We start from the raw sequence: 18,844 nt of genomic DNA, 5'->3' as shown, positions 1-18,844 counted from the left end.
TTTGTTTCTTGAAGTTTGTCTAAGTTTGTCTAAAGTGTTTTTTATCTATACCTATTTTAGACAAACTTTTTCCAAATAGGTTTTCTGCTAGTCCCTTTATTTACAAGGGTTTTATCCTTTTTATGCATTGCGTAAATCAAATTCCTTACTTTGTTTTCTTTCTGTTGTTTGTCTAAAACATCCGGAAGTATGTCTAAAATAAGTTTATCTATATCTTCTTTAGACGCATATCCATATTTATCTAAATAGTCTAAATCCATTTTTTTATAATGTTCGTCTTTAAATCCTCGATTACGAATATAATCGGCTTTTTCTCCTGTAATCTCGGCTAATTCAGCAGATCTATTGGGTTTTCGTTCCTCAATCAATTTTTTCTTCCTTCGCTGGCGGTAAAAAATTTTCTCCAGTTACCACGCTTTTCCCTGTTTTGTCCTCTAATGCAATTCTTGCATTTTTAGCAATAGCACCTCCTTTTTTACCTGCTTTTGCATTTTCGGGCACTCCTTTGGCTTTATCATTTTCGGCTATTTGTCTTGTGGATAGTTCTGCAAGGGCCGTAAAGATTAATTCAGCTTCGCTCATATGATCTCTCAAATTTTGAGATTTTAATCCTTTTACTTCTTTGTGATTTTTTACTGTTAGACCCGTCCATTCCTTATGAATGATATTGGTTAGTATGGCGAAATCCTTTTTTTCTTGCACACCGCTTTCTTTCCAATAATCGGTCAATTTGTTTCGAGTCTCTTGACCCATCATTCTTTGCTGAATCCATTTTTCGCTTCTGCCGTGTTGTTTCCAGTTTTCTCTGGCTCGGTCTATACTTTGTTCGGGATCAGCAATTTCTTTGATTCTTTCATAGCCTACTTTAGCCAACCATTGTTTGAAAGGTTCAGCTTTTGGCGACGGAATAGATTGTATCAGTCTTAGAAGCTGCTCTGTTTCAGCAACATCAGTTAGTCTCATTTTGCCATCTGCGGCTTGCATTTTCAAACCGTGACAATTCGTCACGGTTTCATTTCCTTCTTTTTTGAGGCGTTCTTTTAGTTTACGCCAATAGGCCAATGGGTCTTTACTGTCTGTTAGAATTGCCACCACATCGGTAATGCTGAAATACCAAATTTCCTTTTCGGCATCATAATGGCTTCGTACTTTTTTATCTTCAAATAGTTTGATTGCACTCATACTTTTTTTATTTTGTGGGGACAATTTGCCTCTAGGTAAGCTAAGATTCTAGATTACTTTTTTATAATTTCAACTGTCGACAATTTATCGACAGTTCAAGTCTATTTTCTTGATTATATCTTTATCCGCTTTTTCTTCTCCGCTGCAAACAAAGTTCCTTTTTCTTTTTCCTCTGCTATCATTTTTTCATACAACTTAAACAAATATTCCAGTCGTTCTTCATCACTTTCAAAAGGTTTGGAGCGGTAGCATCTTTCTACTGCCAAATCATTCAACCGGTGTGCTTCCCGTAAACCCGCTGGCATTTTGTTTGGGTCGTACAATTGCGCCAAGGTTTTCTCGCTGTGGCTTTCTCGTTCTTCCAGAATTCTAAAAACGCATTGGTTTAGTTCTTCTTTTTGAGATTGGGAAATGGGTGGGAAGGGAAAGGTATTATAGCATAATTGAGAAGAATAACGGTAATCCATTTTTAATCTTCCCGCAACAGTTTTCATCCATGTCATGTGGAATTTTGAACATATTATTGAAAACACCCAAGGAACTGCATCGTAAACAACACTTACTGCGTTTGATAAAATTACATCATTCGGTAAATATCCTAAAGGTATATATTCTCTCCTTTCTGATGAAGTTAATGGTATAATAATAGAATTTGTAGTAGTTTCAAATGTATCTCTAAATTGGTGTGGTTTATTTGCTAATTCATTTGCTCCTTTTTCATTACTTGTTAATCTTAATTTACGAACTTTCTCGATTCTATCATTGATGAAATTAAATTTCAAAGCTTCTTTTAATTGATTTTCTCTTATCCAAATAACCCATCTTACAGTGCAGTCAATTAATTCTTTTGCTCCTACGAATTTTTTAATAAATTTTGAAATGTCATTAAATTCATTAACGACTTTATTTCTTTCTTCTATTGACAAAATTAACGGTTCGCCATAAACAGCTTTATTACCATAAGTCATTTTCGGTAGTAAAGCATGACTATCACTTCTTTTCTCAACAATACTATTTTGAGCATTAGCCAAATATGCATTAATATTATTCGCTGTGTGTTTTCTGCTTTCGCTAAATAAACACTTTTCTTTTTTTGATTCATTTCTAATTCCAACAATAATTACAATCACAGCAGCATTTGCTTTAGCATTATTATTCCATTTGAAAGAAGTATGAGCAAAACCAATTTCTAAATTTTTATTAAAGATCGGAGGCCATAATAAAGCTACTTGTTCGCCTTGGCAAATAGAATTGGTAGAAACAAAAGCAAATTGAGCATTGTGGTTTTGTATATAATTAGCTCCTTTTATAAACCAAGCGGCTATATAATCTAAATTCTTATAATTCTTAAATCCTATGAAAACAAATGCCATATCATCCTTCTGTTCGGCATTTTGCATACTGCTTCCCAAATACGGAGGATTCCCCAAAATATATATCTCATCGGTTTCATTTTTTGGGCAAACCATTTCCCAATCCACTCTTGTTGCGTTGCCATAAACAATAGAACCTGTTTGTTCTAGTGGCAAAGCGGGTTTGGTACGTCCAAAGGCGTTAAAAAACTCTTGGTTCATCTGGTGTTCTGCCAGCCAAAGCGAAAGTATCGCGATTTCGTGGGCAAAATCATCAATTTCTATCCCATAAAAATGGTTTAATGATATACCGGAATATTGGGTAGTGTAGGTTTTGTTCACCGCATCAATTTCCTTGAAGATTCCCATTTCCAGTTTTCGTAATTCTTTATAGGCAATAATCAGGAAGTTTCCGCTGCCGCAAGCAGGATCAAATAGCTTGAGGTTCCATATGCGTTTTAGTAAGTCGTTTAGTTTTTTGAGATTTCCTTTAGCGTTTTCAAATGTTTCATATAAATCATTCAAAAATAAAGGTTCTATGACTTTCATGATATTAGGTACAGAGGTGTAATGCTGCCCTAAACTACCGCGTTGATCTACCGAAATAACGGCCTGAAACATTGAGCCAAAAATATCAGGATTTATGGCCGCCCAATCCATTTGTCCCGCATCGATTATGGCTTGGCGGGAACGACGGGTAAACAACGGCGTGGGTTGTTGCTCTCTAAATAAACCGCCATTTACGTACGGGAAATTTTGTAAGTATTGTGCCTTAGAGTCGCATTGCAGTGCGTCTCTAGCATCAATATTGCGTGGCGTGTTTAATACGTCGAATAGTTTATCTAAATAATCCGTCAAATCGCTTCCATCTGTTTGTGTGTGGCTGGCGAGCGCATTGGTAAACTGTCCTAATTCGAAAATACCGGTATCTTCAGCAAAGAAGCAAAACAGCAATCGGGATAGGAACACATTGAGTCCATGAATGAATTCTGGGGAATTATCAGGATTGTCTTTCTTGATTTCGTCAAAAAGCCGAGCCATTTTTTCGGCTGCTTTTACATCGGCCGGATTCTCGTTTTGGTGTTGAGCTTTTTCCATTCCTGCCCAAGGCAAAAAGAAATCAAAATGCTTGGGTAAGGCAGTAAAATCAATATCTAAACTATCGCCTGTTTTTGTATCTATGGCCAATAGGGTTTTATAATCAGTCACGATAACAAAGCGTTGGTCTTGTTTGAGTGTCGCTTTTATTTCGGAAATAGCAAGATGCAAATCCTGATTGAATACCGGTTTAAAAAACAGTTTTTTCTTCCAGGATATTTCCCCTTCTATTTTTGACAGGTTCAGATTTCCTTTTTGCAGTCGTGTTATGGATGCCTTAGGTAGACCATAGGCTAAAAGCAATTCATAAATGAAGGTTTCTTGGGTGTAATTCTGGATGAGACTTTGAAGATTGTCTTCTATTTGGGCGATATTCATAAAAACGATTTGTCTTAGAATTATTATGATTTATCAATTATAAGGCTTTGATAATGCTTTTTAAAGCATTATGTCCTTTGTTCCATCAAAATCATTTTGTATCAGAATGCGGTATGTAAATCTAAAAATATTAAAAGTAATAACCTACATAAAAAACATACAGATTAGTTTGTTTTGTTGCGTAAACGATACCCATACTTTTATAGTACACATCAAAAATAACCTTTAGGTTTTGTTTTGTCTTACGGTTTTCCACATTTTGATAGTAAAAAATTTTACCTCGCCAAAGTAAAATTTAATAGGTTTCCTCATTTGATTGTCAAAAAAACTTAGTGTTGCATTGTATAGTTGTGCTCTGCCTTCCCGTTTATATACTTTCCTATGAGTTCTTTTTTTCTTGACGTAGTGATGGTCTTTGAAGTTTTTATTCCTATCTAAACTAGTCTTGACATTTTGTGCGAATTTAGGGTACTGCCATACCATGAAATGCAAAACAAAAGAGAAGGTTGTTTGTAGACCGTTTGGCGGCTTACACTTATTTTTTGAATAATTCAAAAGCAGATCTCAATCTGATATCTTTTGAAGATGAACCAATCATTAAATCAAAATCTCCCGGTTCTGCAATCCAATTCAAATCTTTATCGTAGAAGGATAATTTTTCTCTATCAATAGTAAAGTAAATTGTTTTAGTTTCTCCTGGGTTTAATTTAATTTTTTGGAAATCTTTCAGTTCGATTACAGGTCTGATTACAGAACCAACCTGATCGTGTAAATACAATTGAACCACTTCTTCACCCATAACTTCACCAGAGTTTTTTAGTTCGAAAGAAACTTCGATGGTCTCATTTTCCTTTATTTTAGTTTTAGATAATTTCAATGCAGCATAGTCAAATTGGGTATAACTCAGTCCAAAACCGAAAGGGTATTTTGGGCTATTTTTTAAATCGATATAGGCCGAAACATAATGAGTAGCGGTCTCGTCTGCGGCTGGTCTTCCTGTGCTAAAATGATTATAATAAATAGGTATTTGTCCTTCATCTCTGGGGAAAGTCATGGGTAATTTGGCCGAAGGATTATAATCTCCAAAAAGAACATCAGCAATAGCATTTCCGGCTTCGCTACCCAACCACCATGTATAGAGAATCGATGGTATATTGTCAGCTGTCCAGTTAAACACAAGAGGTCTTCCGGCATTAATTAAGACTACTACTGGTTTTCCTGTTGCCTGAATCGCTTTTACCAAATCTTCCTGTACTCCGGGTAAATGGATGTTGGAACGACTTTTGGCTTCCCCACTCATATTCCATCTTTCTCCAATACTCATAATAACGACGTCTGCTTTCATTGCAGTTGCGACTGCCTCGGCAAAACCTTGTTTATTATAACCCTCAACTTCACAACCTTTGGCATACAAAAGCTCGGTATTTTTACCTACTTTATTTTGTAATCCTTGCCATTGAGAAACAATCCCTTTGTCGTAGTCAATATTGGGTAAATCTACCGCCCAGAATCCCATATTGGCTTTGTGTTCTTTAACCATCGGACCTATAAAAGCGATTTTTTTAGTGTTTTTAGAAAGAGGCAAGAGCGAGTTTTTATTTTTCAAAAGGACAATACTTTTGGCAGCAACTTCTCTTGAAATTTTTCTGTGTTCTGGATTATTAATTTCCTTTTGCTCTCTTTTAGCATTACTGTATTTGTAAGGATCATCAAATAATCCTAATTCAAATTTTTTGCGCATAATTCTTTTTACCGCATCATCTATAAGTTCAATTGAGATTTGGTTTTCTTTGACTAATTGAGCTAAGTTATGCCGGTAAGCATTACTCTCCATATCCATGTCTGTTCCGGCTGTTATCGCTGCAAATGCTGCTTCCTTGCTGTCTTTTACATAACCGTGTGCGACCATTTCGCCAATTGATCCCCAGTCAGAAACTACAAAGCCTTGGAAGTCCCATTTTCCTTTCAGGATATCTCTTAGCAGGTATTTATTTCCCGTTGCCGGAACTCCGTTTAAGTCATTAAATGAGTTCATAATAGTTGCTGCTCCAGCATCTAACGCCGATTTAAAAGGAGGTAAATACGTTTCCCAAAGCATTCTCTCACTCATGTCTACTGAGTTGTAATCTCTACCACCAATAGCAGCTCCGTAAGCAGCAAAATGCTTAACACAAGCCATTACAGAATTAAGGTCTCCTAATTTTCCCTGAAATCCTTTTACTCTTGCATAGGCAATTCTAGATGCTAAATAAGTATCTTCTCCTGCTCCTTCCATCACTCTCCCCCAACGTGGATCTCGGGAAATATCAACCATAGGAGCAAAAGTCCAGTGAATTCCTGATGCAGCGGCTTCGGTTGCAGTAATTCTTGCTGAAAGTTCCATTGCATCCAAATCCCAACTGGCAGCTTCGGCCAATGGAATTGGGAAAGAAGTTTTATAGCCATGAATAACATCCTGACCAAAAAGCAATGGGATTTTTAGCCTTGATTGCATGGCCAATTCCTGATATTGTCTGGTGTATTTTGTTCCTAAAACATTAAGCATCGAACCAATTAGACCTTGCTTTATTTCGGATTCCTTATTTGGATTTATTGTAATAGGTCCCGTTGCCTGGTTGTCACCGCTATATTGATTAAGCTGACCGATTTTTTCCTCAATCGTCATTTTATTCAATAAGGCGTCCACTTTTTGATCAATCGTGTTTTGTTGTGAAAAACTAACAAAGCCTATTAAAAGTAGAGATGTTACTAGTATTTTTTTCATTGCATTTTCTGGATTTATCTAACAAAGAGACTTGTTTAATAAAATAGACTTTGTAGATATAGCTTACCACTGCTGTCTTTTTTGTTGCGATAATTAAATGTTACCATTTCTTTGAAGCTACTACTACAAAATTGATAGATATTACTTGCGTCTGATAGCTGATTTATTAGTTAGTTACTCAATACTATGGTTTGTATTGAATGTGGTAATGAATTTAATTTTGCCGTCTTTGATTGCATTGTTAAACTGAAGTTAACAGCATTATCGCTTTGATTCATAGCTACAATTACAATACTACCGTCTGTATTCTTAAATGCAGTTGTTAATAATAAATTTGAGCTAGATACCGAAGCTATTCTCTTTGCGCCAGGACGAATAAATTTAGAAAAATGTCCAATATAATAATATGAATTTGTGAATGTTAACTCTCCTGTTTTCGTATTACCATGAGCAGGAGAAAAACATAAATTCCCAACATGGTTAGGCCCGCCGGTTTGATCTAATAGAATATTCCAATCGGTCCAAGCAACTGTACCATTATTAAAGTCATTAATCATTGATTTGCCGTAACGCTCTGCTAATTTAGGGTCTTCATTTATAATCCGCTTAATATCATAACCTTCGTTACAACCTTCAGTGAATATTAAATTTTTATCAGGATAAGATTCTTGTACCTGTTTTACTGCATCAAACATAGGGACTCCGTTTTTCCAATCTTCGTACCAATGAAATCCAGATCCCCAAACATATTTAGAAGCTTCCGGGTCGTTTAAAATAACGTTAGCTCTCTGAAATAGTAAATCTCTATTGTGATCCCAAACAATAATTTTCTTAGCTCCAAAACCTTCATTTTTAAGAGTAGGTCCTAAGTAATTTTTTAAAAAATCTCGTTCTTCTTCCGCTGTATAAATACATGATTCCCAACGTTGAGAAGCCATTGGTTCATTTTGAATAGTTAAACCCCATATAGGAATTCCTTCTTTTTCATATGCTTTTATAAATTTCGCATAATAATTAGCCCACGACTGATAAAATTCAGGTTTTAATTTCCCGCCTTGAAGCATGTTGTTATTCGTCTTCATAAATGCTGGTGGACTCCATGGACTTACATACATGGTTAATCTGCCTCCAGCCGTCTCAATAGCTTTTTTTATAAAAGGAATCCTATATTTACGGTCGTGTTCAATATTAAATGTTTTTAATTCTGCATCTCCCTCTTCAATATACGTATAACTGGCTGTCGAGAAATCACAACTGTGAATATGTGTTCGAGCCAATGAATACCCTATACCTTTTTCAACGCTATAATAAGACTCCATAAACTTATCTTGTTTTTCCTTTGGTAACTTGTAATAGGTTTCTGCAGATGCATCTGTCAGCGCAGCACCTATACCTAAAAAAGTTTGAAACTCTATACTTTCATCAACCAGAATAGATAGATCTGTTTCTAGAGGTTGGATCAATGCTCCAAACGATATATCCTCCTTGCTTAATGATAATTTATAATTACTGTTATGTGCTGAAGTATAGACTTTACTTTTCATCAAATTAACATTATAAGCCGCTGATTCACTTTTCTTAACAGAAGCTGTTTTATTTGTAATTGCTGAACAGTTGACTAATAATTGACATATTAATACTAATCGTATTATTTTTTTTACTTGCATTTTTTTTATTTAAAAGATTTATTAAACAGCATTTCATAGCAGTTAAGCTGTAAGTACATCTTATTATTTAAATGAATTCTAAATTACCAATAGTTACCTTAAAACAAAAATAGTTTTTACGACCTTTCTGATGCATGTACTACTATTATTTTAATTTTTCAATTAAGCCTTGTGGATGTTATTTTCCGTTTTTATCAAGAAAATCATTGCTGTATTTACTTCCGTAATTAATCTCTTTAATATTAATGTTTCTTTAATCACTTATGCATAGAAACGGATTTTATCATTTAATTAACTTTAAATTGAAAAACCTGAGAATGAGAAGCGTTTCCAGTAACATCTTCCGTTATAACTTTCCAATAATAAACTTTACCAGAACTAACCGTTACATTTAAACTGTTTACAGTAATATTTCCGACTTCAGTACTTGGTGAAGTAGATGTATCCATTAACACTTTATAAGAAACGATATCATTATCAACATCAGTTGCTAGCCATTGTAATTGTATGATCCCTTCATTCACGTTTGAGCCAATTTTTGGACTTATTGCCTCAGCAGGAAATGGAGAATGACTCTCTTCTGGAAGACCTGCATTATAAAACTTCCAAGTCTCACTGTTTGCAGTTTCATTACCGGTAATTGCTTTAGATATCACCTCCCATGAATAAGGAGTTCCTCTTAAAACCCTAATCAAAAACTCATTTGAAACGGTTTTTATCTCTCTAGTTAAACCAGTATTCAAATTTTTGATAGTTAAGAGGTAGGAACCAGTATTCTTTGTTTCCTCCCATTTAAAAAGCACATCAGATTCCGTTTCGGACACAATATTTCCTTCATTACATTCGGTATTGTTTTCAGGAAATATTAATGTAGATGGCGTTGGTGTATTAGAACTTACTAAATTTACTTCATCATCTTTGGTAGTACAAGAAATAAAAAGAGATAGTACTAATAAGTAAAGCGGTATTGTTCGTTTGAGTATAATCATTGCTTTATAATTTTATAATTAAATATTTTATCTTTTGATTTAACTTTCAATAAATACACCCCTTTAGGTATAGTTGAAATATCAATAGATAGATGATCCGTTGTAGCCTGATATGTTTTAGCAAGTACTAATTTCCCTTGTAGATCATAAATTTCAATCGGTATTTCGTATCCATAAAAATCAAAATGATTAATATGTATCGTATTGTTTTTGATTGGGTTAGGATAGACAACAGGTTGACTATTAAAAATTATATTTTCGTTGAAAATACCTTGACAATCTTTATCGGTTTTAACAACTAATTTATTGATGCCATAAGATAATTCTAGCTCGATTTCACTTGCACTAGTAATTGTAGATATACCATTTAAGGTTACATAATAGGATTTCCCTCCATCTAATGATACCATTAATTTTTTGCTGTTAGCACTCTTGCTCGAAGTAGACACTAATAATTCATCCGGTTCATTTACTACTAGAGCAAAACATTGCTCGTATCTGTCAATACCTTTAATAGATATACAAAGTGTATACACCCCTGCAGATAAATTATCATAACTACTTTCTGATGTAAAGGACTTAGTTTCTGAAAAGTTCTCTTTTGAAAGAATTGATACATAATCATGACTTTGTAATGTTTTGACAGAAATACTACCATTATTTTGTGATCTGCATGTTTCACTTAGTATCATCAAAGAATAATTGTCTGCTGGTAAAGAAAATAGTTCGCATCCTGTAACACCAACAAGGGTATTTTCAGGAGTATTTGGGCACAAATCATCTTTATCTAAAACACCATCTTTATCTGAGTCAGGATCATCAAATTCTATCCAATTAAAATTAAATCCTCCCTTCAAAATTCGCATCCTTAATTTATGTATTCCTTCTTCAATAAATAAATTATCAGCAACAGTTTGCCAGGTTTGCCAACCGTTAGTAATTACTGTTGTAACAACAACTAACTCTGTTTCCACTTCGTTTTCATCAACAGAATAGAGTCCTATCCTTCCCTCATCGTATCCTGCAACTCTAAATTTAACACCGTAATTACCGGTTTCAGGAACAAAAATCGAATAGTCAGAATAATCGCCGACATCTGTATATCCAAAGTTTTTTCCCCCACCTTCGTCAGAGGTGTCTTCTGTACCCATACCAGTCATATAATCGAAGTCTTCGACTTCAATTAATCCCGGTATTACAACACGATCAGGAGATACATTATTTATAACTAAATCTGTAAAGGTTTTTAATGTTTTATTGGATTCAGACTGGATTGATATTCCGCTATAATTAACCGTAATATCATCTCCTTTAATTAAATATTTATCAAGCGTAAGTTTAACGAGTCTGTCTTTTGATGGATCCTCATTAACAGATGTTATCACCCGTTCTTCTCCGTTGACAAGAACTGTGAATTGATCTAGAGAGCCATCAAGTGATGAAGCTAATAAGGCTTCACTAATAGCAATTTCAATAGATTTCTCATTTTCACCCGTTTTACCATTTAAGGCGATCAATTCAACCGCATCAAAGATTCCTGTTTTTTCAAACTCTATACTAGTTGTATTAAAAGCAATATCATTATTAAAATGCAGTTTTAAGCTATGTTGTCCTGCAGTAAGTAGAATATCTGAAATTTCAAACATCGTGTATTGAGACCAGCCGCCGGTTGCACTGACTGTTTGGGTAGCTGTAATTTCTTGATCATCAACAGAAAGAAAAAATTCACCTCCATCTTCTTGCGTAGCTAGCCTAACCGTAGCTTTATAAGCTGCCGTTTCATTGACTTGAACGGTATATTTTGTCCATTCACCTTTATTAACGAATCCTATATTAAACCCATTGCTACTAACAGTTTCATTGTTTCTCTCAATATCTACACCATCGTTTCTGTAAGACCATCCTTTATTCCATGCTTGAAACTCTCCGGTCGAGAGATTATAATCTGCTGCATCGGTATCATAATAAGCAAAATTATTTTTACCTAAATCAAAATCTGAAACATAAACAATACCTGGTATTTCAGCTGCACTACCATGATATGGTATGGTTTCATCTGTTTGAACTTGTCTAATTATTGCATCTGGCACATCTTTTCTGTAGCGACTATTTTCCACTAGTAGATTATCCGCAAGTTGCATCATTCCTTCAAAAGTCTCCTGCTCTGTTGGTCTTGGACCTTCTGCCTTCCAGTAATCTAATATTTTTTGATATCCCGGATTAATATCTACTGCGTAAGGACTATCTATATCCCCAATTTTTCTCATAGTCCACCAAGCCCATCCAATATTGTTGTTCTCGAAAAGGCTTATAGCATCCGTAAACCACGTATTAGAATTTTCTCCCGACTCACCCATCCAAAGGGGTACATTAAATTCTTCTCTTAAAGGTAAAATCCAATCTAAATCTCCTTCTTTATTAGTGTTCCAGTACTTATGAAAACTATATACCATATTATCATCCCATGGAGGTGTTAGTCCGCTATGATCATTCGCATATGAATTTCCTTCAATAAAAATAATATGTTTATCGTCAACCTGTCGAATTACAGCTGTAATGCTTTCATATAAGCTTCTTAAATCATTATTACCAGGTAAATCCCAGTGTGTCTCATTAATCAGATCATAGCCTCCAATCCATTCATTATCTTTGTATCTATCTGCTATTCGCGCCCATAGGGCTACAAGCTTGTCTTTATTTTCTTGACTTTCCCATAAGGAAGGTTTTGATGGGTCATAATCATTAATTTCAGAACCTCTACCTTGACCACCTGGTGTCGCGTGCATATCTAGGATAACATACATATTATGTGGTGCAGCCCACGCTAATACTTTGTCAATCAATTCAAATCCCGGTTCAATCCAAGTATTTTCACCAGCGACAGGTTCATCTTCAATTGGAAGTGTAAACAAGTTAAAATGCATAGGAATTCGAATACTATTGAAACCCCAAGCGGCCAAAGAATCTACATCCTGTTGAGTGAAGTGGTTTTCTCTCCATTTCTTAAAAAAAGTTTCCGTTTTAGATTCCCCCATCAAATCTATTAACTTTTCTTTAATTTCATGTTGCGAACCAGCTATACCAGAAGACTGCATCATGTAGCCCTCCATAATTTGCCATCCTCCTGGCCCCATGCCTCTTAATAGAACATCTTCACCATTTGAATTAACTATAATTTTTCCTTGCGTTTTAAGGCCTTGACCCCAACTAAGCATTGTTATCAATAACAAGCTCACTAAAAATACGTGCTTTTTCATTATATAAATGTTGTATGTTTTTAAAAATGGAGAAATGCTAATGTTGTCAATTAAAATAAAAAAACAAAGGTGTTTTTAAAGTGTTTTACTAGTAAGGTACTTAAAAATAAAACACCGTTAAAACAAACTCAAATTAATTAACTCAAACTAACCATTCTATTTTTGATTTTATGATTGCATCTTATAACTTTAGTAAAGACCAGTTGTCAACAACGATACCTTCAGAACCATATTGAGCTCCTCCAGTTCTAAATAAAAGATAATATTTTCCTGAAGAAGTTATTTCAAATTGTCCGGGCTTACTTTTACTATCGCAACCTGCAGCAATTGCGGAACCTGTATATGTTTTAATATTTCCACAATCCCATGCATTATATGCCTTTATCACTTGTTGATCCCCACTATATTCAGTATTAATTATAGGTTTTACACTACCAATATATACTTCGCCCCAAACATCATTAATACCAGAATAGGTCATATCCATATCGAATTGATAGGTTCCTGGCTCTAAAGTAACGGCTGTATAAATACCCATATGTTTCCAATCGGCATTTGAGGTTTCTTCGAATTTAGCAGCACCGCCAGAAATAGTTACAGAACCATTTGTATTAGCAGCTTCATATTGATTCAGTGTAGTCCAACCAGTAGCATCTTCAAATCCACCATTTTTAACAAGGTTTGGATCTACTGTTGTTGTAACATTACTTGTAAATTCGATAGACTGACCATCTTTTATGGCTGTTAATTTTACTTTATATGTTCCTGCAGTAGCATACGTATAGGTGGGATTTATATCGGTAGATGTTCCCGCGTTGTCACCAAAATCCCAAGCATAACTTTTTGCATTCCCAGATTTATTAGTAAATGTTACCTTTAAATTAGAGACTATAAAAGAAAAGTCAGCTATGGGAGCGGCAGCAGGATCAGTAACGCTTACCTGACTTGTAAACTCTTTAGATTCTGCACCATTACTAGCAATTAATTTAACCGTAAAGATACCTCCAGCAGTATAGGTATACGTTGGGTTTTGCTCAGTAGATGTCCCAGAATTATCCCCAAAATCCCAAGCATAGCTTGTGGCATTAGAGGATGAATTTGTAAATACTGCTGTTAGGTCTGTTACCGAGGATGTGAAATTTGATACAAGCGGAGGAGGTGCTACTTCAGTAGATTCTAAAGAACGTATGGCAACATTATCTATAATAACTCCATTATCACCATAGCTTTCTCCACCTCCTCTGATAACCAGGTAGGCAACACCAGCCTTAGGAAACTTGAACGTAGCGGCTCCCTGTACACATGTATATTCGGAGAAATCTCCATCAAAAGGTTCTCCGCCGCAACCTTCCCAGGTGTTTAAGTTTAATCTTATTCCTCCATCTGCATAATCCGGGCCACCTATAACTGGAGCTTCCATACCAACATACACCTCAAACCAAGCATTGCTTAAAGGCCCTCCTTTAATATCCATTGATATTTGATATAGATTATTTGCTAATACAGTGAAAGGTTGGTAAATCCCAACTTGTCCATAACCACCGCCTGTCCAATGAGCATTAGAGTTGTCAAAAGAAATATTGACCCCATCGGAAATAGGTAAGATAACCCAAGGATCACTTCCTGTAAATTCACCATTCTGAAGAATATTTTGTCCTTTAAAATCATCATTAATTACCACCGTTTGAATGGCTTCTGCTGAACCACCTTCGGTAAAAACTTTAAATCTCACATCATAATCTCCCTTTTTTAGATAAATTTTACTAGTTTCGTATCCTTCTGAAAAAGAATTATCTCCGAAATCCCAATGGGTATACCAGTTAGCTTGACTAGGAGTTGCTGCCAAAATTACTTTATTGGGATTTTCTTTATCAAATGTAAATGAAAATGCAGCATCCTCACTAGTGGGGTTTTTAATGGGGTTAAAATCAGTAGCACAAGCTGTTGAAATTAATAGAATTCCTAACACCAATAACTTAGTTAAATTTTTTATTGTTTGCATGTTTTATCTTTTTAATTGAGCCTTAGTAAAGAGGGTTCTCTATAAGTCTGTTATTATTATTAATTCTATTCTGGCCTATAGGCAGGTAATAATGACGTTCATCAAAATTCATTTGTAAAGATTCAGCATCAAAAAATTCATAAGTAAATGTACTATTACCAGATAAGTCAACATGTCTAAGGGTCTTAACTCCTTGCGCTTTTATACTTAAGGCTTCAGTAGCTATTCGCCATCTTCTAACGTCCCAATATCTTTGATCCTCAAAGGCTAATTCTAACTTTCTTTCATTTCGAATTCTATCCCTTAAATCAATTCCTGACTGCGCCTGCAAACGAAGATTCTGTTGTAAACCAGCTCTAGTTCTTATCGATTCAATAAAATTTCTTGCAGAGTCTTCTTGTCCCAGTTCAAACGCCGCTTCGGCAGCATTTAAGTATATTTCACCTAACCTAAATAAAATACAATCTTGACCAGAATAGTATTCTTTTATAAAAAGTGGAGCTCCACCATCTTGAAGATATTTTCTAACGTAAAAACCGGTTTTAGTAGCATCAGGGTGAATCCCTATTCCATCTTTACCAACACCTGTTCCTCGCTCTGTATCTACAACGCCTTCTCTATTAGTACCGTACCAAATTTCTACTGGAGACCCTTGGAACATATCATTATTAGTTAATATGGTACCTCTTAAACGTGGGTCTCTATTTTCCCATGGATTATTTTCATCATATCCAGAACCAGAATCACTTGGAAAAAGTCCTGTACTTAAAATTTCATAACTATCAACAAGTTGTTTTGTAGGGGACATGCTTGACCCCCAGTCAACCCTATAGCTAAACGGAACATTATGCAAATCATAAGAATGCCCTTTTTCAAAAGGAAGCCAAATTTTCATAAAAATCGATTCTTCCTCTGTTTCATCAACAAAAAGATTAGCATAGTTATCTGCTTTGTTTGGGTATTTATCAAATAAAACAAAACCTCCCTCTGTAATTATCTTGTTTGATGCATTTAGAGAAATTTGGTAGTATTCATTAGCATCGGACGCTGCTATACCAACTAAGCCATTTAATTGAACAGTGCCGTACTTTGCTATACTAGCAGCGTATAAGGAAGCTCTTGATTCTAAGGATTTAGCGGCCCATTTACTGGCTCTCCCTTTTTGACCAGACCATCTATGAGGTAACAAATCATACGCTAATTGAACATCTGTTAGTACTTGATCATAAACTTCTTTTTCGGTGTTTCGTTTTGGAAAATATTCTTCTTCAGGGGTCGTATCTGGATTTTGAGCCTCTAAAATAATAGGAACGCCTCCATATCGTTTAACCATTTCAAAATAGCTAAATGCTCTTAAAAAATAAAGTTCGCCTAATCTATGATTACGCTCCTCAGTAGTAAATACAGTGCTACCTGCTAATTCAATATTTTTAATAGAATAATTAATTTTCCATAAGTTGGAGTAGCCCCACCAATCCATTGGCCATGAATTATTAGCTGTACCCCAGATTCCAGGTCTGAATTGATTTGTTGCTGGAGTCCAAGAGTAGGTACTCATAGCTAAATCTGATAAGGCATCACGCTGTGCACCTCCACCGGCACCTCCACCAAAATCTTTTAAATAATCCCACGGCATATCCTCGTAAATTTGGAATAAATAAGCATCCGTCAAAGCTTTGTCATTCCAAACATCATTTTCTGTTATTCTATCCAATGGTGGTTCATTCAAAAAGTCTTTAGTGCAGCTTGTTAAGCTAAGAGTTATAACTGCTAATATTATATTTATACGTTTTTTCATAGTGAACATTTTTTTAAAGTGTAACATTTATACCAAAAGTTAATGATTTGGTTGGGGGGTATACCCAACCTTGATCTGATCCTTGCATTTGAGGATCAAAATCTTCATCATAATTTTTAATTACAAATAAATTGTATCCTGTCACAAAAAATCTAACCTCATCTAAGGATTTGGTGAATAAAGATTTAGGCAAGGAATAACTTAAGTTAATATTTTTGAACCTAATATGTTTTCCATCTCTCACCCAAAAATCAGAGTATTTATAGTTATTATCATTAAACCCCCCGCTCGTTATTCTCGGATATGCTGCATCTGTGTTCTCGTTTGTCCAATAATCTAATTGATAATCATAGCCTGTGAATCCATTTTGCAATGGACTTTGTGCTTCCCCTGAAATATAAAGGTCATAACCAGAAGCGCCTGTTAGTAAAACTGATAAAGCGAAGTTTTTATATTCAACTCCTAAATTTAAAGAGTAATTTGAAGCTGCTTTACTTCCCTTTCCAAAAACTTTTTGATCTTTTACGTCAATAATATTATCTCCATTTAAATCCTGATATTTAATATCTCCGGGTTGAATACTTGCATTACTATTTCCATCTTGAATAGCATACGTATTAATTTCTTCTTGTGTTTGAAAAAGGCCGTCAGAGATATAGCCTCTTCTAAGTCCCGTGAAGCCACCCGTTTCTGTTAAGTTCATTCGCATAAATGGATCTTGCTGAAGTATTTCATCTATGTAAATTGCTTTCTCTCTAGATTTTGAATAATTTAGTCCTGCACTAATTTTAAATGCATCGCTTAGCTGCTTTTGATAATTTGCAGAAATTTCAAAACCTTCGTTTGAAAATTCATATAAATTTTCAGCTGCTAACCCTACCCCTAGTGTGCTTGGAACGCTAGCTGAAGAATAGGCAAGAACATTATCTCTTTTTCTGTAGAAATAATCTAAAGATAATTTTAGATCGTTTTTAAATAAGCTAGCGTCTAAACCTATATCGTAGGTCGTATTAGTTTCCCATGTTATATTCCTGTTTGCTAAAGCTGTATTGTTAATTGTGGGAACTGCAATATCATTAATTGCATAAAAGAAACTGTAATTAAAACCACTTAGCCATTGATAAGCAGCAGTTCCGTCATTTCCTGCTGTTCCTAAAGATGCTCTCAATTTTAATTCTGGAATCACGTCTTTTAAAGACGTGAAAAAATGTTCTTCGGACAATCTCCAACCTAATGAGATAGATGGAAACAGCCCCCATTCATTTCCAGGTGCAAATCGAGAAGAACCGTCGTATCTATAGGAGGATTCTAAAAAATATTTAGATTTATAATCATAACTAAATCGGCCAACAAGTCCCAAACGATTTTCACGAAACTCCCCTCCATTGGCCCCTTGATTTTGCAAGGAACCAGCAAATAATTGATCGATCAAAGTGGATTGAAAATCTTGACGCCTCGCATTAAAGTTTTCTCCACTTATTTTTTGTATTTCTGCGAGAAGTAAACCAGAAACATTATGATTGCCAAAACTACGATCATAATTGATGGACTCTTGCAAAACATAATGATTGCTGTAGCTAGTACTTTGTGTTAGTACTGTTTCACTAGGAGTATCTAATGGTGTAGCACGAGAAACATCATAATTGCCAGTTTGCCTATTTAAAGTAAAAATATTAAAACTTTTGCCCCAGTTTTTACTAAAAGAAGTATCGTACACCAGGGATGCATATGATTTTAAGCTCAATCCTTTAATATGAGAAATATTCCATTTTAAGGATATTTTAGCATCAAAATTATTGTTTCTCTGCTTATAATAACCCGCATTAAAATCTCTTAATCCTTCCGCTATATGTGTAGGACTAAAACTTGACTTAGCAGGAGTTCCATCAGGATAGTATGCAATGTCTGTTGGTAACGCCCTACTTAATTCTCTGAAAATATTATACGCCGAAAATGCAGGAGCTTCATTAATTTTACGTCTTGCGCCCATGTTAAACATTAATTCTAAATTATCAGTAATATTTGCATTAATATTGGACCGCAAATTAAATTGTTGAAAAGAAAGAACGTCTGCATTATAATTAGATCCTTGATCTAGGTATCCTCCAGACACGAAATACTTAACTTTTTCTGTTCCACCTGAAAGGTTTAGGTTATGGCGTTGTTGCAAACCCCAATCCTTAATAATCAAACTTTTCCAATCTGTATTTGGATAATTAATAGGATCAGTTCCGTTAGTATACAATTCTAATTGTTCTTGAGTGTAAAAAGGCGATTGATTTGCATTTAATAAGCCTTCATTTAAAACCTCGCCATATTCAGCAGAGGTTAAATACTCCGGAAAAGAGGTGAAAGAA

At 34.9% G+C, this 18,844-nt stretch carries 10 protein-coding genes; all 10 read right to left on the bottom strand.

Annotated elements, in window-relative coordinates; translation table 11 throughout:
- Window positions 1–56: 56 nt before the first annotated feature.
- Window positions 57–368: a hypothetical protein gene (locus ACEN2H_RS09005; RefSeq protein ID WP_441732003.1), complete on the bottom strand. Its 312-nt coding sequence runs from the start codon at window positions 366–368 to the stop codon at window positions 57–59.
- Window positions 361–1,182 carry a BRO-N domain-containing protein gene (locus ACEN2H_RS09000; RefSeq protein ID WP_441732002.1) on the bottom strand — a complete coding sequence of 274 codons (822 nt, stop codon included), beginning with the start codon at window positions 1,180–1,182 and terminating at the stop codon, window positions 361–363. The genes ACEN2H_RS09005 and ACEN2H_RS09000 overlap by 8 nt, the downstream gene beginning before the upstream one ends.
- Before the next feature lie 113 nt (window positions 1,183–1,295).
- Window positions 1,296–4,010: a class I SAM-dependent DNA methyltransferase gene (locus ACEN2H_RS08995; RefSeq protein WP_441732001.1), complete on the bottom strand. Its 2,715-nt coding sequence runs from the start codon at window positions 4,008–4,010 to the stop codon at window positions 1,296–1,298.
- A 535-nt stretch (window positions 4,011–4,545) separates the two neighbouring features.
- Window positions 4,546–6,774, bottom strand: a complete 2,229-nt coding sequence (bglX, locus tag ACEN2H_RS08990) for a beta-glucosidase BglX (RefSeq protein WP_441732000.1) — start codon at window positions 6,772–6,774, stop codon at window positions 4,546–4,548.
- A gap of 170 nt (window positions 6,775–6,944) precedes the next feature.
- A complete protein-coding gene (locus ACEN2H_RS08985; RefSeq protein WP_441731999.1) occupies window positions 6,945–8,441 on the bottom strand; it encodes a glycoside hydrolase family 30 protein in 1,497 nt (498 codons plus the stop codon).
- Window positions 8,442–8,728: 287 nt separating this feature from the next.
- The gene (locus ACEN2H_RS08980) at window positions 8,729–9,430 is read right to left on the bottom strand and encodes a hypothetical protein (protein WP_441731998.1); all 702 of its coding nucleotides are present in this window, start codon (window positions 9,428–9,430) and stop codon (window positions 8,729–8,731) included.
- Window positions 9,427–12,687: a carbohydrate-binding protein gene (locus ACEN2H_RS08975; protein WP_441731997.1), complete on the bottom strand. Its 3,261-nt coding sequence runs from the start codon at window positions 12,685–12,687 to the stop codon at window positions 9,427–9,429. Before ACEN2H_RS08975 ends, ACEN2H_RS08980 begins: the two co-directional genes overlap by 4 nt.
- Window positions 12,688–12,868: 181 nt before the next feature.
- Window positions 12,869–14,689: a PKD domain-containing protein gene (locus ACEN2H_RS08970; RefSeq protein WP_441731996.1), complete on the bottom strand. Its 1,821-nt coding sequence runs from the start codon at window positions 14,687–14,689 to the stop codon at window positions 12,869–12,871.
- Window positions 14,690–14,711: 22 nt separating this feature from the next.
- Window positions 14,712–16,487 carry a RagB/SusD family nutrient uptake outer membrane protein gene (locus ACEN2H_RS08965; RefSeq protein WP_441731995.1) on the bottom strand — a complete coding sequence of 592 codons (1,776 nt, stop codon included), beginning with the start codon at window positions 16,485–16,487 and terminating at the stop codon, window positions 14,712–14,714.
- Window positions 16,488–16,500: 13 nt separating this feature from the next.
- The coding region (locus ACEN2H_RS08960) for a SusC/RagA family TonB-linked outer membrane protein (protein ID WP_441731994.1) at window positions 16,501–18,844 on the bottom strand (2,344 nt) is incomplete at its 5' end.

This window comes from Flavobacterium sp. W22_SRS_FP1 (assembly GCF_052113685.1).
Taxonomy (GTDB): domain Bacteria; phylum Bacteroidota; class Bacteroidia; order Flavobacteriales; family Flavobacteriaceae; genus Flavobacterium.
Note: the sequence above shows the minus strand (reverse complement) of the source record. Positions and strands in the feature narration are given on the sequence as shown.

Coding starts and splice junctions, on each gene's coding strand:
- ACEN2H_RS09000 (WP_441732002.1), bottom strand. CDS start 1,182: ATGAGTGCAATCAAACTATTTGAAGATAAAAAAGTACGAAGCCATTAT.
- ACEN2H_RS08995 (WP_441732001.1), bottom strand. CDS start 4,010: ATGAATATCGCCCAAATAGAAGACAATCTTCAAAGTCTCATCCAGAAT.
- bglX (WP_441732000.1), bottom strand. CDS start 6,774: ATGAAAAAAATACTAGTAACATCTCTACTTTTAATAGGCTTTGTTAGT.
- ACEN2H_RS08985 (WP_441731999.1), bottom strand. CDS start 8,441: ATGCAAGTAAAAAAAATAATACGATTAGTATTAATATGTCAATTATTA.
- ACEN2H_RS08980 (WP_441731998.1), bottom strand. CDS start 9,430: ATGATTATACTCAAACGAACAATACCGCTTTACTTATTAGTACTATCT.
- ACEN2H_RS08975 (WP_441731997.1), bottom strand. CDS start 12,687: ATGAAAAAGCACGTATTTTTAGTGAGCTTGTTATTGATAACAATGCTT.
- ACEN2H_RS08970 (WP_441731996.1), bottom strand. CDS start 14,689: ATGCAAACAATAAAAAATTTAACTAAGTTATTGGTGTTAGGAATTCTA.
- ACEN2H_RS08965 (WP_441731995.1), bottom strand. CDS start 16,487: ATGAAAAAACGTATAAATATAATATTAGCAGTTATAACTCTTAGCTTA.